The organism is Sinorhizobium sp., assembly GCF_059070375.1.
The window spans coordinates 1,531,289-1,550,844 of the sequence record NZ_JCACWC010000002.1 but is presented as its reverse complement, the minus strand read 5'-3'; the positions used below and the strand labels follow the sequence as shown (position 1 = coordinate 1,550,844).

The following is a 19,556-nucleotide window of genomic DNA, read 5'->3' as shown; positions in this document are numbered from 1 at the left end:
GGATACCCGCCGCCTTGTTTGAGCGCTCGTCACAGGGATGACGCGAAGAGGAGAGATTGCAGTCCTCCGATACGTTCCCTCGTTTCACCGGCCGCCGGGCTCCGGCTCGATGCGCTCCGTGGGGTAGCCGGCCGCCGTCCAGCCATCGGTGCCCTGCGGATACCAGAAGACGTGGGTGTAGCCGTATTCGAGGGCGCGCTTTCCGGCATTCCAGGACATCCAGCAGCCGTCGAGGCAAAAGAACAGCACCGGCCGGCTTTTGTCGCCACCGGTCGCCTTTTCCAGGCCGGCGCGAAAATAGGCGTGCATGACGTCGGCCAGCCGGCCATAGCCGACATTCGGCAGCCATAAGGCAGATGGAATGGACAGCCGCGGCTTCTCGTTCCAGACCGTTCCCTCGGGCAGGTTGGCGGGCTTCGGCGGCTGCGGCAGGACGTCGATGAAGGCCACCTGACCGGTTTTCCACAATGCATGGGCGGCTTCGGTCGACACGACGGTCGCGCCGGAAAGCGTCGCCGGCACCTCGGCGCGGTATTCGCTCTCCCGGTAGCCCGCAGGCTCCTCGGCCGCCGCCGCCGGGAAGGCGGCAAACAAGAGCAGGACCAGCGAATGGAGCCACTGGCGGGTCATTGCTGCGCCTCGAGCGGGCCGGTTCCCATGTCGTTCAGGAGCGGCACGCCGGCCTCGGCGAGGATCGCGTTGATCTCGGACTGATTGCGACGAATGAGGGAATTGAGCTTGCGCTCCCAGACCTTCTCGCCTTGCCGCACGCCCATGGTGATGCGGTAGAAGAGCCTTGGCGGGGTGGTCTCCGACAGGAGCGGGGTCGCCTTCAGCTTCGGGTGGCTTGCCTTGACGAGCGGCCCGCCGATCGGCCCCCAGAGGATGGCTGCGTCGAGCGCGCCGGATTCCAGGTCGGCGAGCATGTCGTCGGCCGGATCCTCATAGCGCCGGTCGACCATCAGATGATATCCCTTCGCCTTGGGCAGCAGTCCGTTTCTCGCCATATGGGTCGCCGGCGGCGTTCCAGCGACGATGCCGATCCGCTTGTCCTTGAGAAGAGGGTCGGCAAGCGTCGTGACGCCGCCCAGCGGACCTTCCGAGGCAACGATCAGCACATAGGACGAGGTATAATAATGGTTGGTGTTCAGGACCAGCTCGTCGCCCTGGGCGAAACCGATGACCACATCGCAGGCATTGGCCTGCAGGGTCTTGCGCACGAATCCGGTCGCCATCGGAAACCAGGTGTACTCCACCGGCAACCCGAGCTTGGACGCCATCAGCTCGGCGATCCTGTTCTCGTATCCCTTACCCGACCGATCGGACATCGGCAGATTGGCCGGATCGGCACAGACCCGAAAAGCCGTCTTCGACACCAGGTCCGATGTCTGCGCTACCGCCGGCTGAGAGCCGGCGGCCGCCAGCAACAGAGCGCCGGCGCCTGCCAGAAGGCTACTCGTGACCGAGACAAGCCGTTTCAGCTTCCTTGATCGCATCGGATTTCGCTTCCTTCTTGGCCGGACGTCCGCGCGGCAGCGCATCGGCTCCGCGCGCTTTCAGATAGACGTAGATGTCGTCGAGATAACACATCACGTTGACGTTCTCGCCGAAGGCAGGCATCACCGAGTTCTCGGCAGCGTTCACCTTCTTGCGCCCGTTCGTGACGACATCGACGAAAGCGTAGTAGTCCATGTTTATCGCGGAGGTCTTCAAGGCCGGCGCATAGCTCGACCCCTCGCCCTCCGGGCCATGACAGACGTGACATTCCGAGTGATAGCGGCGAAAGCCCGAATAGGTGAGCCAGTCGACCGTGCCGTCCTCGGCGATCTTGAAAGTGGGAACGTCGTCGGCGGTGTAGTAGCGCCCGTTTTCGTCGCGCACAGCGGTGATGTTGTCCTTTGGCGCATCTTCTGCGCCTGCGGCGCTCGCCATAAACGTCAAAAAGGCGAGGATCATCGGTACGGCTGGTCTTGATCTGGTCATCTTGCGTCCTTTTGGGGGCTGATATGAGTTGGCGCGGGCTTGTGAGCCCGCGCCAACTCCCGGGCGAAGATTGCCTCTTATTCCGGCAGCTTGAACACGGTAAGCGTGCCGCCGAGTGCGGTGTAGTTGCTGAGGGCCGAGTAGCCGCCGACGGCTCCGAGACCTTCAGTCGGGTTGGTCAGGCCCGCTGCCAGACCGATACCGGCCCAGCCGCCGACACCCGAAAGCACGGCCACGTACTGCTTGCCGTCACGGGCATAGGTCATCACGTTGCCGATCACCCCGGAAGGTGTCTTGAAGCGATAGAGCTCCTTGCCGGTCGCCGCGTCGATCGCCTTCAGATAACCCTCGAGCGTTCCGTAGAAGACCACGTCGCCGGCTGTTGCCAGAGCGCCGGACCAGACCGAGAACGGCTCCGGCAGAGACCACTTGATCTTGCCTTCCTTGTTGTCCCAGGCAATGAAATTGCCCATGCCGCCGTGGCTGTCCTTCGGCGGGTACATCGACAGCGTGGCCCCGACATAGGGCTGGCCGGCGGTGTAGCTTACCCGGAACGGCTCGTAGTCCATGCAGACGTGGTTGGTCGGCACGTAAAACAGCTCGGTCTTCGGCGAATAGGCCGCAGGCTGCTGGTCCTTGGTGCCGAGTGCCGCCGGGCATACGCCGGTGGTGTTGGTGTCTTCGCCGTTTTGCTCCGTCGAATACTGTGCCACGACCTGAGGCCGACCGTATTTGTCGGACTTCGGATCCATGACCACTTCAGTCGCCCAGTTGACCGTGGGATCGTATTTCTCGGCCACGAGCAGCTCGCCGGTGACGCGGTCCATCGTATAGCCGAAGCCGTTCCGGTCGAAGTGGGTCAGCAGCTTGCGGTCCTTGCCGTCGATCTGCTGTTCGGTCAGGATCATCTCGTTGACGCCATCATAGTCCCATTCGTCATGGGGCGTCATCTGATAGAGCCATTTGGCCATGCCGGTATCGACATCACGCGCAAAGATGGTCATCGACCACCGATTGTCGCCCGGCCGCTGGGTCGGGTTCCAGGTCGAAGGGTTACCGGATCCGTAATATACCAGATTTTCTTCCGGATCGTAGGAGTACCAGCCCCAGGTCGTGCCGCCGCCGATCTTCCACTGATCGCCTTCCCAGGTGGTGAGGCCGGAATCCTTGCCGACCGGCTTGCCCAGATGGGTGGTCTTTTCAGGATCGATCAGCGTATCGCTGTCAGGCCCCATGGAGTAACCGCGCCACAGGAGTTTCCCGTCTGCCATCGAATAGGCCGTCACGTGACCGCGGACGCCGAACTCGCCGCCGGATATGCCGACGAGAATCTTGTCCTTCACCGGCATGACGGTGGCGGTATTCGTCTCGCCCTTGGTGGCATCGCCGTTCTTGACGCTCCAGATGACCTTGCCGGTCTTGGCGTCGAGTGCCACGACCGTCGTATCGGCCTGATGCAGGAAGATCTTGTTATCCGCATAGGCCACGCCGCGATTGACGGTGTCGCAACACATCACCGGGATTACGTTCGGATCCTGCTTCGGCTCGTATTTCCAGACGATCTGGCCATCCTTGCTGAGATCCAACGCGTAGACCGTGTTCGGGAACGGCGTGTGGACGTACATCAGGTCGCCGATGACGAGCGGCGAACCTTCGTGACCACGCAGAACGCCGGTCGAGAAGGTCCAGGCAACCTGAAGTTTGCCTACGTTGTCCTTGTTGATCTGGTCGAGCTTGGAGTAGCGCAGGTTGGCATAGTCGCCGGTCTGGATAGCCCATTGATTGGGGTCATCGATGAGCTTCTGTAAATCATCGTTGGCGAAAGCGACCTGTGCACCGCCGCCTATCGACATAATGGCAAGCATTGTAAGAAGTCGTTTCATTTCATCCTCCTCTTGGGTGCTGCCGATAGGGCCGTTGAACCCGCTCGCTCCGGGAAAACCTCGCGGTCTCCTCATCTCCCGGTATCGGCTTGCGACTCTGCCCCTGCTGCTGGAGAAAGCTCCGTCTGCTTCAGGGGTAACTTGCTACTGTCCTTGTTTTCGCTTCCTCCTCTTCGGTCAGGGAAAGGTTGCCAGATATGCGATTATATCGGCGCGCTCCTGATCCTTGCGCAGACCCGCAAAGGTCATCTTGGTGCCGGGTAGGAAGCCCTTCGGACTGGTCAGAAACTCAGCGATCTTCTCCGGCGTCCAGGTAAGCCCTGCCTCGGCCGCCTTGCTCATTGCCGGCGAGTAGGCGTAGCCTTCGGCTTTGCCGGCCGACCGGCCGATTATCCCGTTCAGCAAGGGTCCGGTCTTCGACTTGGCATCCGGACCGACGGCATGACAGGCCTGACACTTGCGGAAGACTTTCTCGCCTGCACCGGGATCTCCGACCGAAGGATCCAGAGCAAGAGCCGGCGCAGCAGCGCCAAGAATTCCACCGAACAGGACGAACGCGGTCAGTCGGGTACCAAGTCTAAAAGCCATTCTTTCCTCTCCCTTACGCGGCGTTCAGCCGCTCTGCATGCCAGCGCACGTGGTCCTCGCCGAAGCTCGCCACGAAATAATAGCTGTGATCGTAACCCGCCTGCAGCCGGACGACGCCGGCCTGTCGCCGCTCCGCCAGCAAGCGGGCCATCGCCTCGGGCTGCAGCTCGTCCAGAAACTGGTCCGCCGCGCCCTGATCGATCAGGATATCGCCATGCCAGCCGAGCTCGCCGAGAAGCAGGCAGGCGTCATAGCTGCCCCAGTCGGCCTCGTCGTCGCCGAGATACGCGGAGAACTGCTTGCGGCCCCAGTCCGACCGGGTCGGATTGACGATCGGCGCGAAGGCCGAAACGGAGCGGAAAAGTTTCGGGTTGCGGAAGGCGATCGTCAGCGCGCCGTGGCCGCCCATCGAATGCCCGGTGATCCCGTTGACGCCGTTCAGCGGCAACTGATCCTGCAGAAGAGCGGGCAATTCGGTGACGATGTAATCATACATGCGATAGTGCGGCGACCAGGGCTTCTGCGTCGCATTGACATAGAAGCCCGCACCCTGACCGAGATCGTAGGCCTCGTCGTCGGCCACGCCCTCGCCGCGCGGCGAGGTGTCGGGGAAAACCAGCGCCAGCCCCTGCTCGGCCGCGTGCCGCTGCAGACCCGCCTTGATCATGGCATTCTCATGCGTGCATGTCAGGCCCGAGAGATACCACAACAGCGGCACCGAACGCGTCCGCGCCTGCGGCGGCATGTAGAGGCCGAATGTCATCTCGACACCGCAAACCTCGGAGGCGTGGCGGTACACGGACTGGGTCCCGCCGAAACATTGGCTTTGCGTTACGAGTTCCATCTTCGCGCTCAATAGAGGACCACGCTCCGAATGCTCTCGCCGGAATGCATGAGCTCGAACCCCTTGTTGATGTCCTCGAGCGGCATGGTGTGGGTGATCATCGGATCGATCTCGATCTTGCCCTCCATGTACCAGTCGACGATCTTCGGCACGTCGGTGCGCCCGCGCGCGCCGCCGAAGGCGGTGCCCATCCAGGTGCGGCCGGTGACGAGCTGGAACGGCCTGGTGGCAATCTCCTGGCCGGCGCCGGCGACGCCGATGATCACCGACTTGCCCCAGCCGCGATGCGAGGCTTCGAGCGCCTGGCGCATGACCTTGGTGTTGCCGGTGCAGTCGAAGGTGTAGTCGGCGCCGCCGATCTGGTCGGCACCGCGCTTCGTCAGGTTGACGAGATAGGGCACGATGTCGTCGCCGACCTCCTTCGGATTGACGAAGTGGGTCATGCCGAACTTTTCGCCCCAGGACTTCTTGTCGTTGTTGAGGTCGACGCCGATGATCATGTCGGCGCCGGCAAGGCGAAGCCCCTGGATGACGTTGAGCCCGATGCCGCCGAGACCGAAGACGATGGCGGTGGCGCCGATCTCGACCTTGGCGGTGTTGATCACCGCGCCGATGCCGGTGGTGACGCCGCAGCCGATATAGCAGATCTTGTCGAAGGGAGCGTCCGGATTGACCTTGGCGAGCGCGATCTCCGGCAGCACGGTGAAGTTCGAAAAGGTCGAGCAGCCCATATAATGGTGGACCTTGTCGCCGTTGATCGAGAACCGCGAGCTACCGTCCGGCATCAGCCCTTGCCCCTGGGTGGCGCGGATGGCGGTGCAGAGATTGGTCTTGCGGCTGAGGCAGGAGGGGCAGGAGCGGCATTCCGGCGTATAGAGCGGGATGACGTGGTCGCCCTTCTTCACCGAGGTGACGCCGGGGCCGACATCGACGACGATGCCGGCGCCCTCATGACCGAGGATCGCCGGGAACAGCCCCTCCGGATCGGCCCCCGACAGCGTGAAATCGTCGGTATGGCAGATGCCGGTCGCCTTCACCTCGACCAACACCTCGCCGGCCCGGGGGCCTTCGAGCTCGACTTCGGTCACGACAAGGGGTTTTCCGGCCTGAACGGCCAGAGCAGCGCGAGTGCGCATGGATTCCTCCGGTACTACGTTATGTAAGGGCCCCTTATGAGGGCTTGTACACAGATTACAGACGGGCCAAAGCACAAAGACAATTGCGACCTTAGTGTGTAAAACGCGACCTTTGGCTTCGTCCCCGGTCACCCTATACTGGCGCCCGTGAGAACACGGAGACATCAAGAATGAGAGTCGCCTGTCACGCGCTTCGCCGGATGCGCGGTTTGCCGCTCAAGCTGGCGATCGGTCTGGCGCTTTGCCTGACGCAAGCCCCCGGCATCGCAGCAGCAATGGATTTTTCCGATCCCGACTGGCCCTGTATCCAGCGCAAGGTCGAGAACCTGTCGGCGAGCCTGATGTGGCCCGCGCCGGTGACCCGCACGCCTCTTTCGCCCGAAGCAAACGATCTCGTGGAAGCATTATCGCTTCGCCGGGTCAGCCTGGAAGAGGCCGACGCGCATGTCAGGGCCTTTGTGGAGCGGAACAAGCAGGTCGACGGTCAACTGCTCGGCAACATCTTCTACGGCGTGTTCGACAATATCGCCGCGACCCGCCAGCGGCTGATCACGGGGATAGCCCGCTATTCCCGCAGCCAGATCGCGCTCTCGTCCCGCATCGAGGAGGCGCGCGTCGAGATGGCGAAGCTTTCGCGGGAGAAAAGCCCCGACTTCGACCGTATCGACAAGCTGGAGGAACAGATCGACTGGGATGAGCGCATCTATCGCGATCGCTCGCAGGCGCTCACCTATGTGTGCGAAACACCGGTGCTTTTGGAAAAACGCGCCTATGCCATTGCACAGATGCTGCTGAAGCATATGCCGGACTGACGCCTGAACGCATCGGATCCGCCCATCGTGCCTCACGAGAAGCGATTCCGCTTTTCTCACCCCATGCTTTGAATCTGGTCACTTCCGCACGGAAGGCCCTACGCACTTTTCCTGAGAGTGCTCTAAGGATCCCACTCCATCTCCGTATAGGCGGACGTGGCGTTTTGCGGGTTCAAGAGGTCGAACAGGCGCCATCGGTCCGCTTCCCTTCGACCGATGACCTCGCTTGCTTCCCCGAGCGCCAGGCCGTCGTCGAGCGCTTTCCTGGTATCAGACTCCAGAACACGGAGGTAGCGTTCGAGCGGCGCGGCGGCCTCAGGCCAGTCGAGCAGCGGCCCTCCATGGCCCGGTACGACCTTCCGCGCGCCCAGCCCCTTCATTTCGGAAAGAGCGGCGAGCCAGCCGCGCAGCGATCCGTCGAGGGCCGGCGTGTGCCTGTCGAACAGCAGATCGCCGGCGAAAAGGATACCGGACGTCCGGTCGAAGACGGTGAGGTCGGTAGAGGTGTGCGCCGTCGGCCAGGCGCGCAGCTCCAGCACCCTGCCGCCGAGGTCGATCGCCTCCTGCTGCGCTATCGCCCGATCCGGTGCGACTATGCGGCTGCCCAGGAAAGCCGCCTCGCCGATCCGCCGGGCGTAGCTTGCGCGATAGTTTTCGGCGCGGTCGGCGAGCGCACGCGGCAAATTGGCCTGGCCGATCACTGCCGCTCCTGCTTCGCGGAGCGGCTCGGCGCCGAAGACGTGGTCCGGATGCATGTGCGTCAGGATCAGGTGACTGATCGGCAGGCGACTTCGTTCGCGGATCGCCAGATAGATCTCTTCTCCGAGCTTGCGCGCGCCGCCGGAATCGATCACGGCGACGCTGCGCGACCCCACGACGAAGCCGAAGTTGGACATGTCGCCGCCGTTTTCCGCATCCGGCTCCGCCACCCGGCCGCGATGCAGGAAGACCCCTGGGGCCGCCTCGCTGAAGGAGAGGACCGAGCTGGGCCTCGGGGCACAAAATGGCGGCTTCTCGGTCCAGTCGCCCGGCTTGCGCGTGACGGAATGCAGCGCATGCTCGCACCCCGCTTTCGTCTCCGCCGCAAAGCCGGGCAGCAGTGCCACCCGGCAGATCTCGCTCGGCGGCGCGTCAGGTGCTGCTGCAGCAAGGATGCACATCGTCACGAATGCTTCGAACACCTTGAGCCCCCGGCATTTTCGAAAAAGTGAGCGTTACCCAAACCCGGCAATCAACAAGATTGCGGCCGCCGGTCGCGTCAGACAACATATCCGAAAGGCTCGCTTCTGCTCCCGGGCATCTCGTTCTATGCTATAAGATACTCGCAGCCTGTCCAAAAAGGGGGCTTTGAACCATGAAGCTCATTCTCGCGCTTGTTCCCGCCATGCTATCGGCAAGCCTCGCACTTGCCGAGCCAGAGAAGCCGAACAACCCGCTAGCAGACGGCGCGACATGGCAAGATTTGAAGGGCGACGTCGTCGGCGAAGCGCCCATTCTCGACGGCGCCGCCCTGTTCTCCGTCACCGCGCCCTACCGCGCCAACGACGCCGCGACGGTGCCGATCACGATCGAGCAGACGGACGCCGCGGCGGATCCGATCGAATCCCTCAAGCTGGTGATCGACGAGAACCCGGCGCCGGTGGCCGCCGAAATCCGCTTCGGCCCCGCGATGGCACCGCTGAAATTCGAAACCCGCGTGCGCGTCAACCAATATTCCAACGTCCGGGCGATCGCCGAAACGCCGCGGGGCATTTTCATGAATCGCCGCTTCGTCAAGGCATCCGGCGGCTGCTCGGCGCCCGCCACAAAGGACCCGGTCGCGGCGCTGAAGGATATGGGAGAGATGCGGCTGAAGCTCTTCGACGGCAAGGGGGACGGACAGAAAGCCCGCCGCGAGGCGCAGATCATGATCCGCCATCCGAACTATTCCGGTCTCCAGCGCGACCAGATCACCCAGCTCTTCGTCGGTGCGAAATTCATCACGGAATTGGTCGTGAAGCAGGGTGACGAGCTTCTGTTCTCGCTCGACGGCGGGATATCGATCAGTGAAAATCCGGTGTTCCGCTTCAGCTATACCGATAATGGTGCCCCGGACTTCACGGTCCATGCGGTCGATACGGACGGCAATGTCTTCGACCGCGTCCTGCCGAAGACGCCGCCTGCCTGATCACGCACTTCCGGACGGAAAACCGTTACACACTTTTCCTGGAAGTGCTCTAGAAGCACAGCATCTCCGCCTCCGCCTGGGCGCGTCTCAGATCCGCGACCATGGTGCGTGGCACGACCGCCGACTTGAACATGGCCAGCTGTTCGCCGCTCCCCTGCTGGAGAGACAGCACCGTTTCAGCCTGGACATATTTGTCATAGGGCAGGATCGATGCGATCACATCGATCGAGCAGGCGCATTTGCTCAAGACGTCCCGGCTCTGGCCGTTGGCGGCCATGCAGCCGAACACATAGTCGGCCCGGACCTCGGTGGGGTAATCGTTGAGGCGCTCGGACATGCTCTGTCCGCGTGCGGGGATTGCCGCCGTCGCGATTGCGAGCGCTGTCAGGGCGGCGCGCATCATGGCCGGCCGCCCTCCTCAGCGTCTTTCAAGGTGATCGCGTGGGAATAGCCGGCCTCGGCCCCGCCCGCCGCCGAAGGAACGGTGGCCACCAGCGCATAATACCAGCCGGGAATCTCTTCCGACACGGTGACGGCGAGCGACAACTGCGAGATCCGCCCCATTTGCGCGCGCGCCTTGTCGTGTTCGAACGGCCGGATCGTCACCTCGCGCGCGGCGATTTCGCGGTCGTGATAGCGCACCGATACCGGCTCGATCTGCGCATCCCGCAGCAGGGCTTCCTTGACGCGGTTGCGCATGTAGAAGGGACTGCCGCCGGATTGTGCCGCAAGATCGGAAAGCACGCTTTCGAGAAAATACATGATCAGCGGATTGCCGACCGAGGCTGGATAGTTGCCGAGCCCCCGGGACTGGCTGCCCTGATGGAGCGTCATCGCGACATTGTCGCCAACCTTGAGGCCGATCGTGAAGCTGCCGGCTCTCTGCCCTGCATCGGCCCCCGACACGACCTTGTCGTAGAGGAGCGAACTCTGCTCGTCTCCGGAACCGTCCTTCGCCGCGGCGAGCCCTTTCAACGCCGCCGAATGGAAGAGGAGCTCGTAGGTCTCCGCAGCAGCCGCGGGTCCGTGCCCCTGCCCCAGCAGGAATAGAGCGATCAGGAGAAAAATACGCATCGCAGATCCACCGTCCGATTGTGGCCCGTTCCGAGGCTCCGTTTACCGGCTTCGAGCCTAGCAGCGGCCCCGGCAATGTCATCGGATACCTTTGTCTGTGTTTGTCTCACGCCACGCGGGCCCGGGTCTTCCAGTCGATCAGCGCCCTGAGCCGCACCAGCTGCACCGGCTTGGTGAGCACGGCGAAGGACATTTCGTTACAGAGCTGCAAGAATTGCCGCTGCCGGTTGGCGGAAATGATGATCGCCGGTATTTCGGCTCCTGCGAGCGCGCGCAGCGTATGGATGGTTTCTATGCCGTTGTCCTCTTCGTCCAGCTGATAATCGACCAGCAAGATGTCGGGGGCCGTGCCGATTTCCTGCATCAGCGCCGCCGCATCTGCAGTCGAGTCCGCCGCCAGAACGCTGGCTCCCCAGCTTTCCAAAACCTGAGTCATCGCGTGCAGCTCGTCTGCATCGTTCTCGACGATCATCACGATCAGATCGAGGCTGCCGTCGAGCATCGGCTCCATCCTCGGATCCTCGCTGACGCTGGCATGGCCGGGCGCGGCCAGCGGCACTTCGATCGAGAAGACGGAGCCCCGGCCCGGCTGCGATGCCAGCCGGATGGGGTGATCGAGATGCCGGCATGCCCGCTCGACGATCGACAGACCAAGTCCCATGCCCGGACCCTTTGCCGCGCCGCTTGCCCGGGTGAACTCCTTGAATATCCGTGTCCGGTCTTCCTCGGATATTCCGACGCCGGTATCCCACACTTCTATTCGCACGGCATCGCCCGTCAGCCGGCAACCGACCAGGACACGGCCGCGCTCCGTATATTGAATGGCGTTCACGACAAGGTTCTGGACGCAGCGCATCAGGTAGCGCTGATCGCTGCTGATCCAGCGTGAGGAAGGCACGATCCGAAGGTCGATCCCCCTTTCCGTTGCCAGGGGCGCCAGATCCTCGGCCACGCCCTGCAGCAGATTGCCGAGATTGAACGAGGTGACGTTGAATTCGGCTCCCGAGCTGTCGAGTCGCGAAATGTCGAGAAGCGCCTGCAGGAGCGATTCGATCGAGGTGAAGGATCGCTTCAGGCGCCTGACCACCTCCTCCGTGCCCGGCTGCCCCACCTTGTCCGTCAGCATCGACAGATAGAGTTTGGCGGCGTTGATCGGCTGAAGGAGATCATGACTGGCAGCCGCCAGAAAGCGGGTCTTGGATGTGTGGGCCGCCTCGGCAGCCTCCTTGGCGTGCCGAAGCGCCGCCTCGATCTTGGTCTGCTCGTCGGCGTGTATCTGCAGCAGGCGATTGGCCTCGGTCAATTCGGCCGTGCGCTCCTGCACCCGTTGCTCCAGAAGCGCCGAGGCCTGCGTCTCTGCCGTCACGTCCATGATCGAAACGATGAAACCGTCATCGGGCAGGGAATGGATGCGGATGTCGAGGCTCATGCCGTCGCGCCGGCGGAAGCGCTCCTGCACCGCCTCGCCGCGGCGCACCGCCTTGAACCAGCCGGCGACCCTGGACCGGCGCCCTTCCCGGTCGAGAATCTCGTGGCGCTCGACATGTTCGACGATGCGCTGAAAGGGACTTCCCTTTTTCAGAAGCGCAAGCGGCACGCCGAGAAGCTCACCGAAGCGCTCGTTGCGTACCAGCAATTCGCCGCCTGACGAAAACGTGCAGACGCCGAGCGACATGTGATCGAAGGCCGCCTGCAGCAGATGGGACTGCTGGTCGATCAGGCGGTTCTTCTCGCGCCGGTTCTCCCGCACGATGTCGGTGATTTCGGTCTGCAGGACCGTGATATTGCCGGAACTGGTCTGCCGATAGGAAATCTGGAACCAGCGATCGTTCCGCAGCACCATCACGAAGGACGAAAAGCGCTGGCCGGATCCCTGCCCCTTCGCCACCGGCTGAGGCCGGCCCGCCAGGCCATTCTCCTCCCGGTTCAGATACTTGCTTGCGTTGACCGCTGCGAGATAGTCGTCGAAACCGAGGCCGGGCTTGATCAGCGGCTCCACGTCGGGCAGCAAATTGCGGAACTGGGCGTTGCAGGCCTGCAGTCGTTCCTCGGAAAAAAGTGCGAAGCCGTCCTCCATCGCCACCATGGCATCGGCGAGATTTCTCTGAATCCGCTCCTGCGCCTGGTAGGCGACCTCGAGCTCGCTCGACGCCCGGTCGAGCGTATCGAGAGCCTTTTCGAGATCCTTGGTCTTTTCCCAGACCTCCGCCTGAAGGGCGATGGCGGATTCGAACAGCGAATAGGCGGAGCCCCCGACTTCGTGGCCGCGCTCGGCCCGGTTGACCAGCGCCTCGATGATCCTTGCCTGCTTGGCGATCTGAAGTTCGTAGGGCTCGTTCGGATCGATCATAGCGGCGCTCCCGCCTTCGGCCGGAAAAAGGCGACGCCGACAAAGGTCTGGTTCACGTGCACGCCGAGATGCTGTTCTCCATAGGTGTTGAAGCCGACGACCCGGCGCTGCCGCAACTGCTCGGAAACCTCGCTGTCCAGACCCTTGCGCTCGATCTCGAGCTTGCGCAGATAACAATCGAAACCGAGGATGAAATCCGGGGCCTCACCGTCATGGCCGCTGACCGCCAGCCCCGTCTCGAGCGTTCGGATGATTTCCTTGCCGCGGCCGAGGCGCAACAGCAGACCATCGTCGATCGCCGACAAGAAGGTGAGCCCGTGCTCGCCTTGAATCTGCTGGATCGCCCGCACGTGATAGAGATTGCCGTTGCGCACCAGTACCGGATTCTCGGCGAAGACCATCGGCGACAATTCGCCGACCGGCACCTTGACCAGCCGGGCATATTCCTCCGCCGCCGGCGAACCGTTGATTTCCAGGACCAGCCGTTCCTCGGGGACCGCGCGGGTAACCACCATGCGTTTGTCGGTGGGCTGAAAATGATCGAAGCCGAGACCGCTGAACTCCAGATCGGTTTCGAGCAGCAGGAGGAGCGCGGCATTGCTGTGGAATTCACCGTTGCGAAGCACCTGGGTGCGCTGGAACCGCAGCCCGTCGCCGGCCGAACCGCCAAAGACGGGAATGTCCTTCAGCCCTGCCTCCAGGGCCGCCACCAGAATATCCTCCTGCTTGGACAGTCCGTCGGCGAAGATCAGCGCCAGCCGCTTGCGGCCCGGCGTCACGCGGAACTGTGTGGCGAGCCGCTCGGTCTGCGAAACGACATCGGCAATCGAGACCGGCGAAATCGGTTGGAACAGGATCGACGCCACCCGAAAATGATGCCGCTGGAAGGCGACCGCCAGCAGAGTATCGTTTTCATAGCCGCGCGGCGTGATCTGGCCGGCTGTCGTGCAGCCGAAGACGACCGTATTCGGCAGCGACTTTCTGAGCGCAGCGGCAAGGTCTTCCGGCTGCAGCCGGTCAGGCACGAACAGAAAGATGAAGCTCGGCCTCGCCGTGGCGAGCTGCCGTCTGATTTCGGCGAGGGCGGTGAACGCATCATCGGCGCGTGATGTCGCGAGCCGCACCGCCTCGGCGGGTTTGCGGTCAAGATCGTCGACAGCCGTCATGCACCGTCACCTTCCAACTCCATCCCGGCAGGCCGGGCACACCTCACTGCAGGCTGTGGCGGATCGATACTTCGCGTACCAGCATCGCCGCCTGGGTGCGATTGTGGACGCCCAGCCGGCGCAGAAGCGCCGTGATATGCGCCTTGACGGTCGCCTCGGCCAGTTGCATCTCGTAGGCGATCAGCTTGTTCGGCATGCCTTCGCAGATCAGGCTCAGAATGCGGGTCTGCTGCTGCGACAGATGCGCGATCTTGCGCGAGATCGTCTCCACAGACTGGTCCGTCGCCGTCGCGCGCGCCGGCACCGCATAGCCCGGCGGCACATAGGTCTTGCCGTTCCAGATATCCTGCATCGCTTCCTGGAAATTATGACGGTCGATGTCCTTGGGGATGAACCCCGCGGCACCGGCGGCGATGACCGATTGAACCACGTCCTTCGACGTGAAGGCGGAGATCACGATGACCGGAATATCGGGCATCTTCTCCTTGATTTTCAGAAAACCGCTCAAGCCGGATGCATCGGGCAGGTTCAGATCCAGCATGATCAGATCGGGCGAGAAGCGCATCCTGAGCTGCTGCAACGCTTCGCTCAGCGACGTCGCCGTTCTGATGCGGCGCGTATTGAAGGTGCTTTCCATCGTCGCGGCCAGAGCATCGCAATAGAGCGGATGATCATCGATCACCAGGGCCGACTTTATCGAAAGCGAATGAACGGGCAAGGCTGTCCGCGGCATGGCTCTCCTCCCGAGATACTTCCAAGCCAACAGAGCGACTCAAGGCCACTCCGAATTCACCGAGAATATCTCTCTCCCAGGCCGTCGTACTCTCCCCAGCACGACGCGACTCGTTGTCGCACAGTTTTCCACCCCGGGCAATTCCGAGATTTGCCATGCGACGCTACACTGTCGGCGATACGCTTGCGAGATTCAAGCGCCTCGTTCAGGGGCCCAGGTATTCAGACAGGGCGGCTCGCATCCGCAACCCTGCATCGCCACTTCTTCACGCGAAGCGCCGGATGCTGCTCGGACCATTCGGCGATGTACACCGCGGACTGGAACATGCATTGATTCAACGACCTCAGGTCCTGAAACTGCAGCGTTTCCTCCCGGCATTTTTCGGGTGCCATTGCAAGGCATACGGTCAGTACGAGCGTCACCGGGTCCATGACTTCTCCCGTTTCGGATGAAGCTTACGCACGGACTAATATAACCGCCCGCGCGGGAATGCGCCAGCCGCCGGCCGAAAGCGGTGGGCATGCGCGGCCGGGGATCATCATCATCGGGGAGGCGAGCGGAGCATCCGTTGCGGGAAGGCGCGCGTTTCTTTCAGATGATCGCAAAACAGATTCTTGAAATCGCGGAATTTCCTGAAACCGAGGTGACCCGCCAGACGCACGACCGTGGCCGTGGACACGCCGCACTCATCCGCTATCGAAGTCGCCGTGCCGAAGGCGATGATGTCGGGATGGTCGAGTATGGCGCGCATGACGCGCTTGCGTTCGCCGGCAAAGACCACCTCCTTCTTCGCGATCATGGTCTTGAGTTCGCGAAGGTTGGAGGGAGGCATTCTCCCGGATCGGCAGCGCATTGCCTTGCGATCGGTTTCTTTCTCCTCGGCCGTTGCGGACAGCAAAGCCATCAACGGACATCCTCGATCAGCCGCACCCACTCCGCCGCACGGGCTGCTGCCTCGATGAGAACGGGTTTCGGGGCCTTGTACCACTCTGCGCGCGCGAGTTGGCGGCGCTCGCGAATGTGCGCGATCGCGCCGGCAAGCGTCGAGAATTCCGTAGGAAGCGTCAGGTGCAGAAACAGCGCCATGACGATCACCGAACGCGATCGTCCTCCCCGGCAATTGACAAGCACGTTGCCACGTTCCCGCCTCGGATAGGACGGCTTCTCCGGCAAGATCTGCTCCAGGGCAGCGCGCAGAATGTAATAAGCCGCGACCATCTGCGTGTCCGGGTTGCCGGAACCGTCGATCAAGCCGATCTTGTAATAGCGGATCTCCCCGGGTCCGTAGGCGCTGCCTTGGTGATCCGCTACCAAGTCAGCCTGCCGCACATAGTTGAAATCGAGGTTGACCGCACAATTGACCACGGTGGTGACGCCGTTCCGGCGCAGCAGATCGAGATCGCTCGCGCCTTCCTTGCCGCTGATGAAGAGATCGACGCCGTAGAGCGGATGCTTCTCGTAGACCAGGCTGAGCTTCGGAAGTTCGGCGTCGATCGATTGCGGGTCTGTTTCCAAGTGCTGCATGCTTTTCTCCGGCGCCGACATAAGGTCGTCGCGCTGTGTCTGAGTGCGTCGATGCGCCTGCTAATGTCCGGCCTTTGCGATCCGTGACGCCGAGATCGATCGGGCGACCCGCTCGAGGGTCGGATAATCCGCCCCTCTTCCGGTGGCGATATAGCCCGGGCACATGAAATCCGCGGCATCGACCGCCACCTTGCCGAGGGTTAGCGGCTCGTATCGCCCGCCGGCATTCCTGAGGATGAGCGTTGCGGCGGCGACGTCCCAGGCGTTGACGCCGAAGCCGGCTGCGGCGTCCGCCCATCCGGCCGCCACATGGGCGATGCTGAGCGCCGCGCTTCCGGGCCGGCGCAGTGTCGAGAAGGTTTCCGTCAATGCTCCGAAATTGGCAAGCGCCGCCTCGCGGCCGTCGAGCCGGAAATCACGCGCAACCGGGTAGCCCGTGATCAGAGTGGCGCGCTTTTCATCACCGGCGGCACGCGAAGCGAGTGCCTTGCCGTTCAGCTCCGCCTTTTCGAGATCGGCCGAGAACATGAGGTCCGCCACCGGGTCGTAGACGGCGCCGGCGAGCACGGCCCCATCCTTGACCACGGCGACCGATACGCACCAGAAGGCAATTCCGCGCGCGAAATTCGCCGTCCCGTCGATCGGGTCGACATACCACTGGAACTCGCCGTCGCCCGTCTGGCCGCCCTCCTCGCCCATGACCGCCGAGTTCGGCTCATGCTCGAATATATAAGCTCGAATGATCGCCTCCGCCCGCCGGTCGTGGACAGTCACGATGTCGTGCAGATCGGCCTTGTAGTCCACCGCCATTTCGAAACGGAACGCCTCGAGAAGGGGCGCTCGGACCGCAAGGGCTGCTCCCCGCGCGGTCTCCGCAAGGCGCTGCGAGAGAGCAACGGCATGGCGATCGGCGATCATCGGTCCGGAAGGCGGACTTTGCTGCATTGGATATCCCAGTCTGTTGGAGGAAAGCCCGGCGCGACGCCCGCGCCGGAACGCGGTCACTTGCTGTAATTGCTGCGCCAGAAGTCCTGCCACTCCTCGCGCCGGTCGAAGTCGCGGAGGCCGGTGGATGAATCGTAGCCGAAGAGCCGATCGGACACGGCCATCAATCCGGACGGCTCGTCGGCGGGCATCTTGATGTCGATGTTGGTCGGCAGCTTGCCGTCCTTCATCTGCGGGCCGATGCCTTCTTCCGTAAGGATATAGTGGACGAAGAGCCTGGCGGCGTTCGGGCTCGCTGTCTTGGAGGCGATTAGCCCGAGCTTGACGTAGGTCCAGCCGATCCAGGGGTCGAGGTCCTTGCAGATGCCGAGCTTGTATCCCTTGGCTTCGTTGTCGCGGAACTTGGCCGAGCTCAGGAGGCCGAAGAACGGCGCCTTCTGCCCCGGCGCGCCCACGGCCTCAGCCACGGGATCGTCGCCGTCCGTCGCTAGCGGCGCATTCTCCGCCAGCGCCTTGATCCAGGCGGCGGATGCGCTTTTCTCCTCCGTCTGCAAATCCTTGCCGAAATGCGCCTTGTAGGCGGCGGCGACCTTGTCGTCGCCATGCGCCTCCATCTGGTTGAACCAGTCGGTATAGGTGCTCTTCGTCAACGGGTCGACGAGCGCGACCTTGCCCTTCCACTTCGGCTCCGTCAGTTCCCATATGTTGGAAACCGGGCATTTGTCATAGGCTTCGGTGTTGTAGGCCCAGACATTGGCATTGGTCGAAATCGCCAGCGGATTTCGAAACTGCGCCGGTATCTTGGCAGTCATGTCCTCCGGCAGATAACTCTGCACGAATTCCTCCGGCAGGAGCTGCGCCAAGGCTGCCGGCGCGTCGGTGATCAGGACAACGTCGCCCTGCACATTGTCCGCCTGCGCCTCGCGGATGATCATTTCGAGCTGGCTGTTCGCCGACACCTTCATGCCGGTCGCCTTCAGCCCGTATTTGGCGCTGAAATTTTCCGCCATCTCGACGATCTTGCCGGTGCTGTCATAGATGGTGATCGGTTTTTCGTTCCTTGCCGCCGCGATCACGCGATCGAGGTCGAACCCCTCGGCCGCAACAGCCGTGGCCGAAATCGCTCCGGCTGCGAGTACGAGGGCGGCCACCGCCGTCCGCCCTATCCTGTGAATATGCGCCTTCATCATCTCCTCCCGCTTCCGGCTTCTATTTTTGATAGTGCACGCGCCAGAAATCCTGCCACGTCTCACGCGCGTCCCAGTCGTCGAGGCTGGTCGCCATGCTGTAGGGCAGAAGCTGGTCGAGAACGGTCGCTATCCCCGACGGTTCGTCCGCCGGCGGAGCCACTTCCCTGTTGGTCGACATCTTGCCGTCCACGGCCTGCGGAGCGATCCCTTCGGCCGTCATGACGTAGTGGATGAAGAGTCGCGCAGCATTTGGGCTGTCCGTGCCCTTGGTGATCAGCCCGACGCCCGGATAGAGCCAGCCGACCCATGGCTTCAGGTCCTTGCAGAGGCCGAGCTTCATGCCCTTTTCCGCATTGTCGCGGAACTTCGCGGAGCTCATCAGTCCCATGAAGGGTTCGGATTGCCCGGGCGCCCCGACCGCCTCGGCCGCCGCGGCGTCCGCATCGGTCAGGAGCGGCGCGTTGGCTGCAAGCGCCTTGACCCAGGCCGCAGTCGCGCTTGCCTCCTCGGTCTGGATATCCTTGCCGTAGAGCGCCTTATAGGCGGCAGCGACCTCTTCGTCGCCGTGCTTCGCCATCTGGTTGAACCAGTCGACATAGGATGCCTTCCCGAGCGGATCCTGCATGGCGACCTTGCCCTTCCATTCGGGCTCGGTCAGCTGCCAGATATTCGTGCCCGGGCATTTGTCGAAGAGCTCGGTATTGTAGGCCCAGACATTGGCGCTGGTGACCACCGTCAACGGGTCCTGGTACTCCGCCGGAATGTTCGCTGCGAGATCCGGGGGCAGCCAGCTCTCGGCAAATCCCTGCGGGATGAGCTGCGCCATGGCGGCCGGAGCGTCGCTGATGATGGAGACGTCGCCCTGGATGTTGTTGGCCCGGGCCTCACGGATGATCATCTCGAGCTGGGCCGATGCCTTGACCTTCGAGCCCTCCGCGCCGACGTCGTATTTGTCGGCGAAATTCTTCGCCATCTCGACGATTTTGCCGGTGCTGTCATAGACCGTAATCGGCTTTTCCTTGCGGGCCGCCTCGACAAGGGCGTCGATATCGAAAGGTTCCTCCGCCCGTGCTCCCGTGCCAAGCACGGTCAGCATCGCCGTCGCGCAAAGCAAAAATCTGCCGCTTCTCACATTCCGCTTCATATTTTTTCTCCCTCCGC

General features: G+C 62.7%; 21 protein-coding genes. 2 read left to right on the top strand and 19 right to left on the bottom strand.

Annotated features, from left to right (window positions below; genetic code table 11):
* Positions 1-84 precede the first annotated feature (84 nt).
* The 7 genes from AC5J09_RS11755 to AC5J09_RS11725 form a co-directional block, all read right to left on the bottom strand.
* Entirely contained in the window at positions 85-630 is a 546-nt protein-coding gene (locus AC5J09_RS11755; RefSeq protein WP_100672561.1) for a PQQ-dependent catabolism-associated CXXCW motif protein, read from the bottom strand.
* Entirely contained in the window at positions 627-1,496 is an 870-nt protein-coding gene (locus AC5J09_RS11750; RefSeq protein ID WP_100672562.1) for a substrate-binding domain-containing protein, read from the bottom strand. The genes AC5J09_RS11755 and AC5J09_RS11750 overlap by 4 nt, the downstream gene beginning before the upstream one ends.
* Positions 1,453-1,983 (bottom strand): c-type cytochrome, methanol metabolism-related, encoded by a 531-nt coding sequence (locus AC5J09_RS11745; RefSeq protein WP_100672563.1) that lies wholly within the window; start codon positions 1,981-1,983, stop codon positions 1,453-1,455. The genes AC5J09_RS11750 and AC5J09_RS11745 overlap by 44 nt, the downstream gene beginning before the upstream one ends.
* Positions 1,984-2,060: 77 nt before the next feature.
* Positions 2,061-3,866, bottom strand: a complete 1,806-nt coding sequence (xoxF5, locus tag AC5J09_RS11740) for a lanthanide-dependent methanol dehydrogenase XoxF5 (protein WP_324764326.1) — start codon at positions 3,864-3,866, stop codon at positions 2,061-2,063.
* Between the two features lie 177 nt (positions 3,867-4,043).
* Positions 4,044-4,454, bottom strand: a complete 411-nt coding sequence (locus tag AC5J09_RS11735; protein WP_100672565.1) for a c-type cytochrome — start codon at positions 4,452-4,454, stop codon at positions 4,044-4,046.
* Between the two features lie 13 nt (positions 4,455-4,467).
* Positions 4,468-5,298: an S-formylglutathione hydrolase gene (gene fghA, locus AC5J09_RS11730; protein ID WP_324764327.1), complete on the bottom strand. Its 831-nt coding sequence runs from the start codon at positions 5,296-5,298 to the stop codon at positions 4,468-4,470.
* An 8-nt stretch (positions 5,299-5,306) separates the two neighbouring features.
* Positions 5,307-6,434 carry an S-(hydroxymethyl)glutathione dehydrogenase/class III alcohol dehydrogenase gene (locus AC5J09_RS11725; protein ID WP_494297636.1) on the bottom strand — a complete coding sequence of 376 codons (1,128 nt, stop codon included), beginning with the start codon at positions 6,432-6,434 and terminating at the stop codon, positions 5,307-5,309.
* A gap of 170 nt (positions 6,435-6,604) precedes the next feature.
* On the opposite strand from AC5J09_RS11725, the gene AC5J09_RS11720 reads away from it, so the two are divergent.
* The gene (locus AC5J09_RS11720; protein WP_102761423.1) at positions 6,605-7,246 is read left to right on the top strand and encodes a hypothetical protein; all 642 of its coding nucleotides are present in this window, start codon (positions 6,605-6,607) and stop codon (positions 7,244-7,246) included.
* 122 nt (positions 7,247-7,368) lie between these two features.
* Here AC5J09_RS11720 and AC5J09_RS11715 read toward each other — a convergent pair whose 3' ends face one another.
* Positions 7,369-8,427: a quinoprotein relay system zinc metallohydrolase 2 gene (locus tag AC5J09_RS11715; RefSeq protein ID WP_494297635.1), complete on the bottom strand. Its 1,059-nt coding sequence runs from the start codon at positions 8,425-8,427 to the stop codon at positions 7,369-7,371.
* 173 nt (positions 8,428-8,600) lie between these two features.
* On the opposite strand from AC5J09_RS11715, the gene AC5J09_RS11710 reads away from it, so the two are divergent.
* Positions 8,601-9,413, top strand: coding sequence for a quinoprotein dehydrogenase-associated SoxYZ-like carrier (locus AC5J09_RS11710; protein WP_324764329.1), 813 nt, complete (start codon positions 8,601-8,603; stop codon positions 9,411-9,413).
* A 49-nt stretch (positions 9,414-9,462) separates the two neighbouring features.
* Here the strand turns inward: AC5J09_RS11710 and AC5J09_RS11705 are convergent, their stop codons facing one another.
* From AC5J09_RS11705 to AC5J09_RS11655, 11 genes are all read right to left on the bottom strand, one after another.
* On the bottom strand, positions 9,463-9,816 hold the full coding sequence (locus AC5J09_RS11705) for a hypothetical protein (RefSeq protein ID WP_324764330.1): 354 nt from the start codon (positions 9,814-9,816) through the stop codon (positions 9,463-9,465).
* On the bottom strand, positions 9,813-10,487 hold the full coding sequence (locus AC5J09_RS11700) for a hypothetical protein (protein ID WP_494297634.1): 675 nt from the start codon (positions 10,485-10,487) through the stop codon (positions 9,813-9,815). Before AC5J09_RS11700 ends, AC5J09_RS11705 begins: the two co-directional genes overlap by 4 nt.
* Positions 10,488-10,593: 106 nt before the next feature.
* Complete coding sequence (locus AC5J09_RS11695) at positions 10,594-12,837, bottom strand: PAS domain-containing hybrid sensor histidine kinase/response regulator (protein ID WP_324764332.1); 2,244 nt, start codon at positions 12,835-12,837, stop codon at positions 10,594-10,596.
* Positions 12,834-14,003, bottom strand: coding sequence for an FIST signal transduction protein (locus tag AC5J09_RS11690; RefSeq protein ID WP_018095882.1), 1,170 nt, complete (start codon positions 14,001-14,003; stop codon positions 12,834-12,836). Before AC5J09_RS11690 ends, AC5J09_RS11695 begins: the two co-directional genes overlap by 4 nt.
* A gap of 43 nt (positions 14,004-14,046) precedes the next feature.
* Complete coding sequence (locus AC5J09_RS11685; protein ID WP_003532082.1) at positions 14,047-14,736, bottom strand: response regulator; 690 nt, start codon at positions 14,734-14,736, stop codon at positions 14,047-14,049.
* A gap of 221 nt (positions 14,737-14,957) precedes the next feature.
* A complete protein-coding gene (locus AC5J09_RS11680; protein WP_100670804.1) occupies positions 14,958-15,167 on the bottom strand; it encodes a hypothetical protein in 210 nt (69 codons plus the stop codon).
* Between the two features lie 110 nt (positions 15,168-15,277).
* Complete coding sequence (locus AC5J09_RS11675; protein ID WP_494297633.1) at positions 15,278-15,640, bottom strand: MurR/RpiR family transcriptional regulator; 363 nt, start codon at positions 15,638-15,640, stop codon at positions 15,278-15,280.
* Positions 15,640-16,281, bottom strand: coding sequence for a dual specificity protein phosphatase family protein (locus AC5J09_RS11670; protein WP_416385277.1), 642 nt, complete (start codon positions 16,279-16,281; stop codon positions 15,640-15,642). The genes AC5J09_RS11675 and AC5J09_RS11670 overlap by 1 nt, the downstream gene beginning before the upstream one ends.
* 39 nt (positions 16,282-16,320) lie before the next feature.
* Complete coding sequence (locus AC5J09_RS11665) at positions 16,321-17,205, bottom strand: inositol monophosphatase family protein (protein WP_275599637.1); 885 nt, start codon at positions 17,203-17,205, stop codon at positions 16,321-16,323.
* 56 nt (positions 17,206-17,261) lie between these two features.
* Positions 17,262-18,392, bottom strand: a complete 1,131-nt coding sequence (locus AC5J09_RS11660) for an ABC transporter substrate-binding protein (protein WP_324764336.1) — start codon at positions 18,390-18,392, stop codon at positions 17,262-17,264.
* Between the two features lie 22 nt (positions 18,393-18,414).
* Positions 18,415-19,539: an ABC transporter substrate-binding protein gene (locus tag AC5J09_RS11655; RefSeq protein ID WP_494297632.1), complete on the bottom strand. Its 1,125-nt coding sequence runs from the start codon at positions 19,537-19,539 to the stop codon at positions 18,415-18,417.
* Between the last annotated feature and the right edge of the window lie 17 nt (positions 19,540-19,556).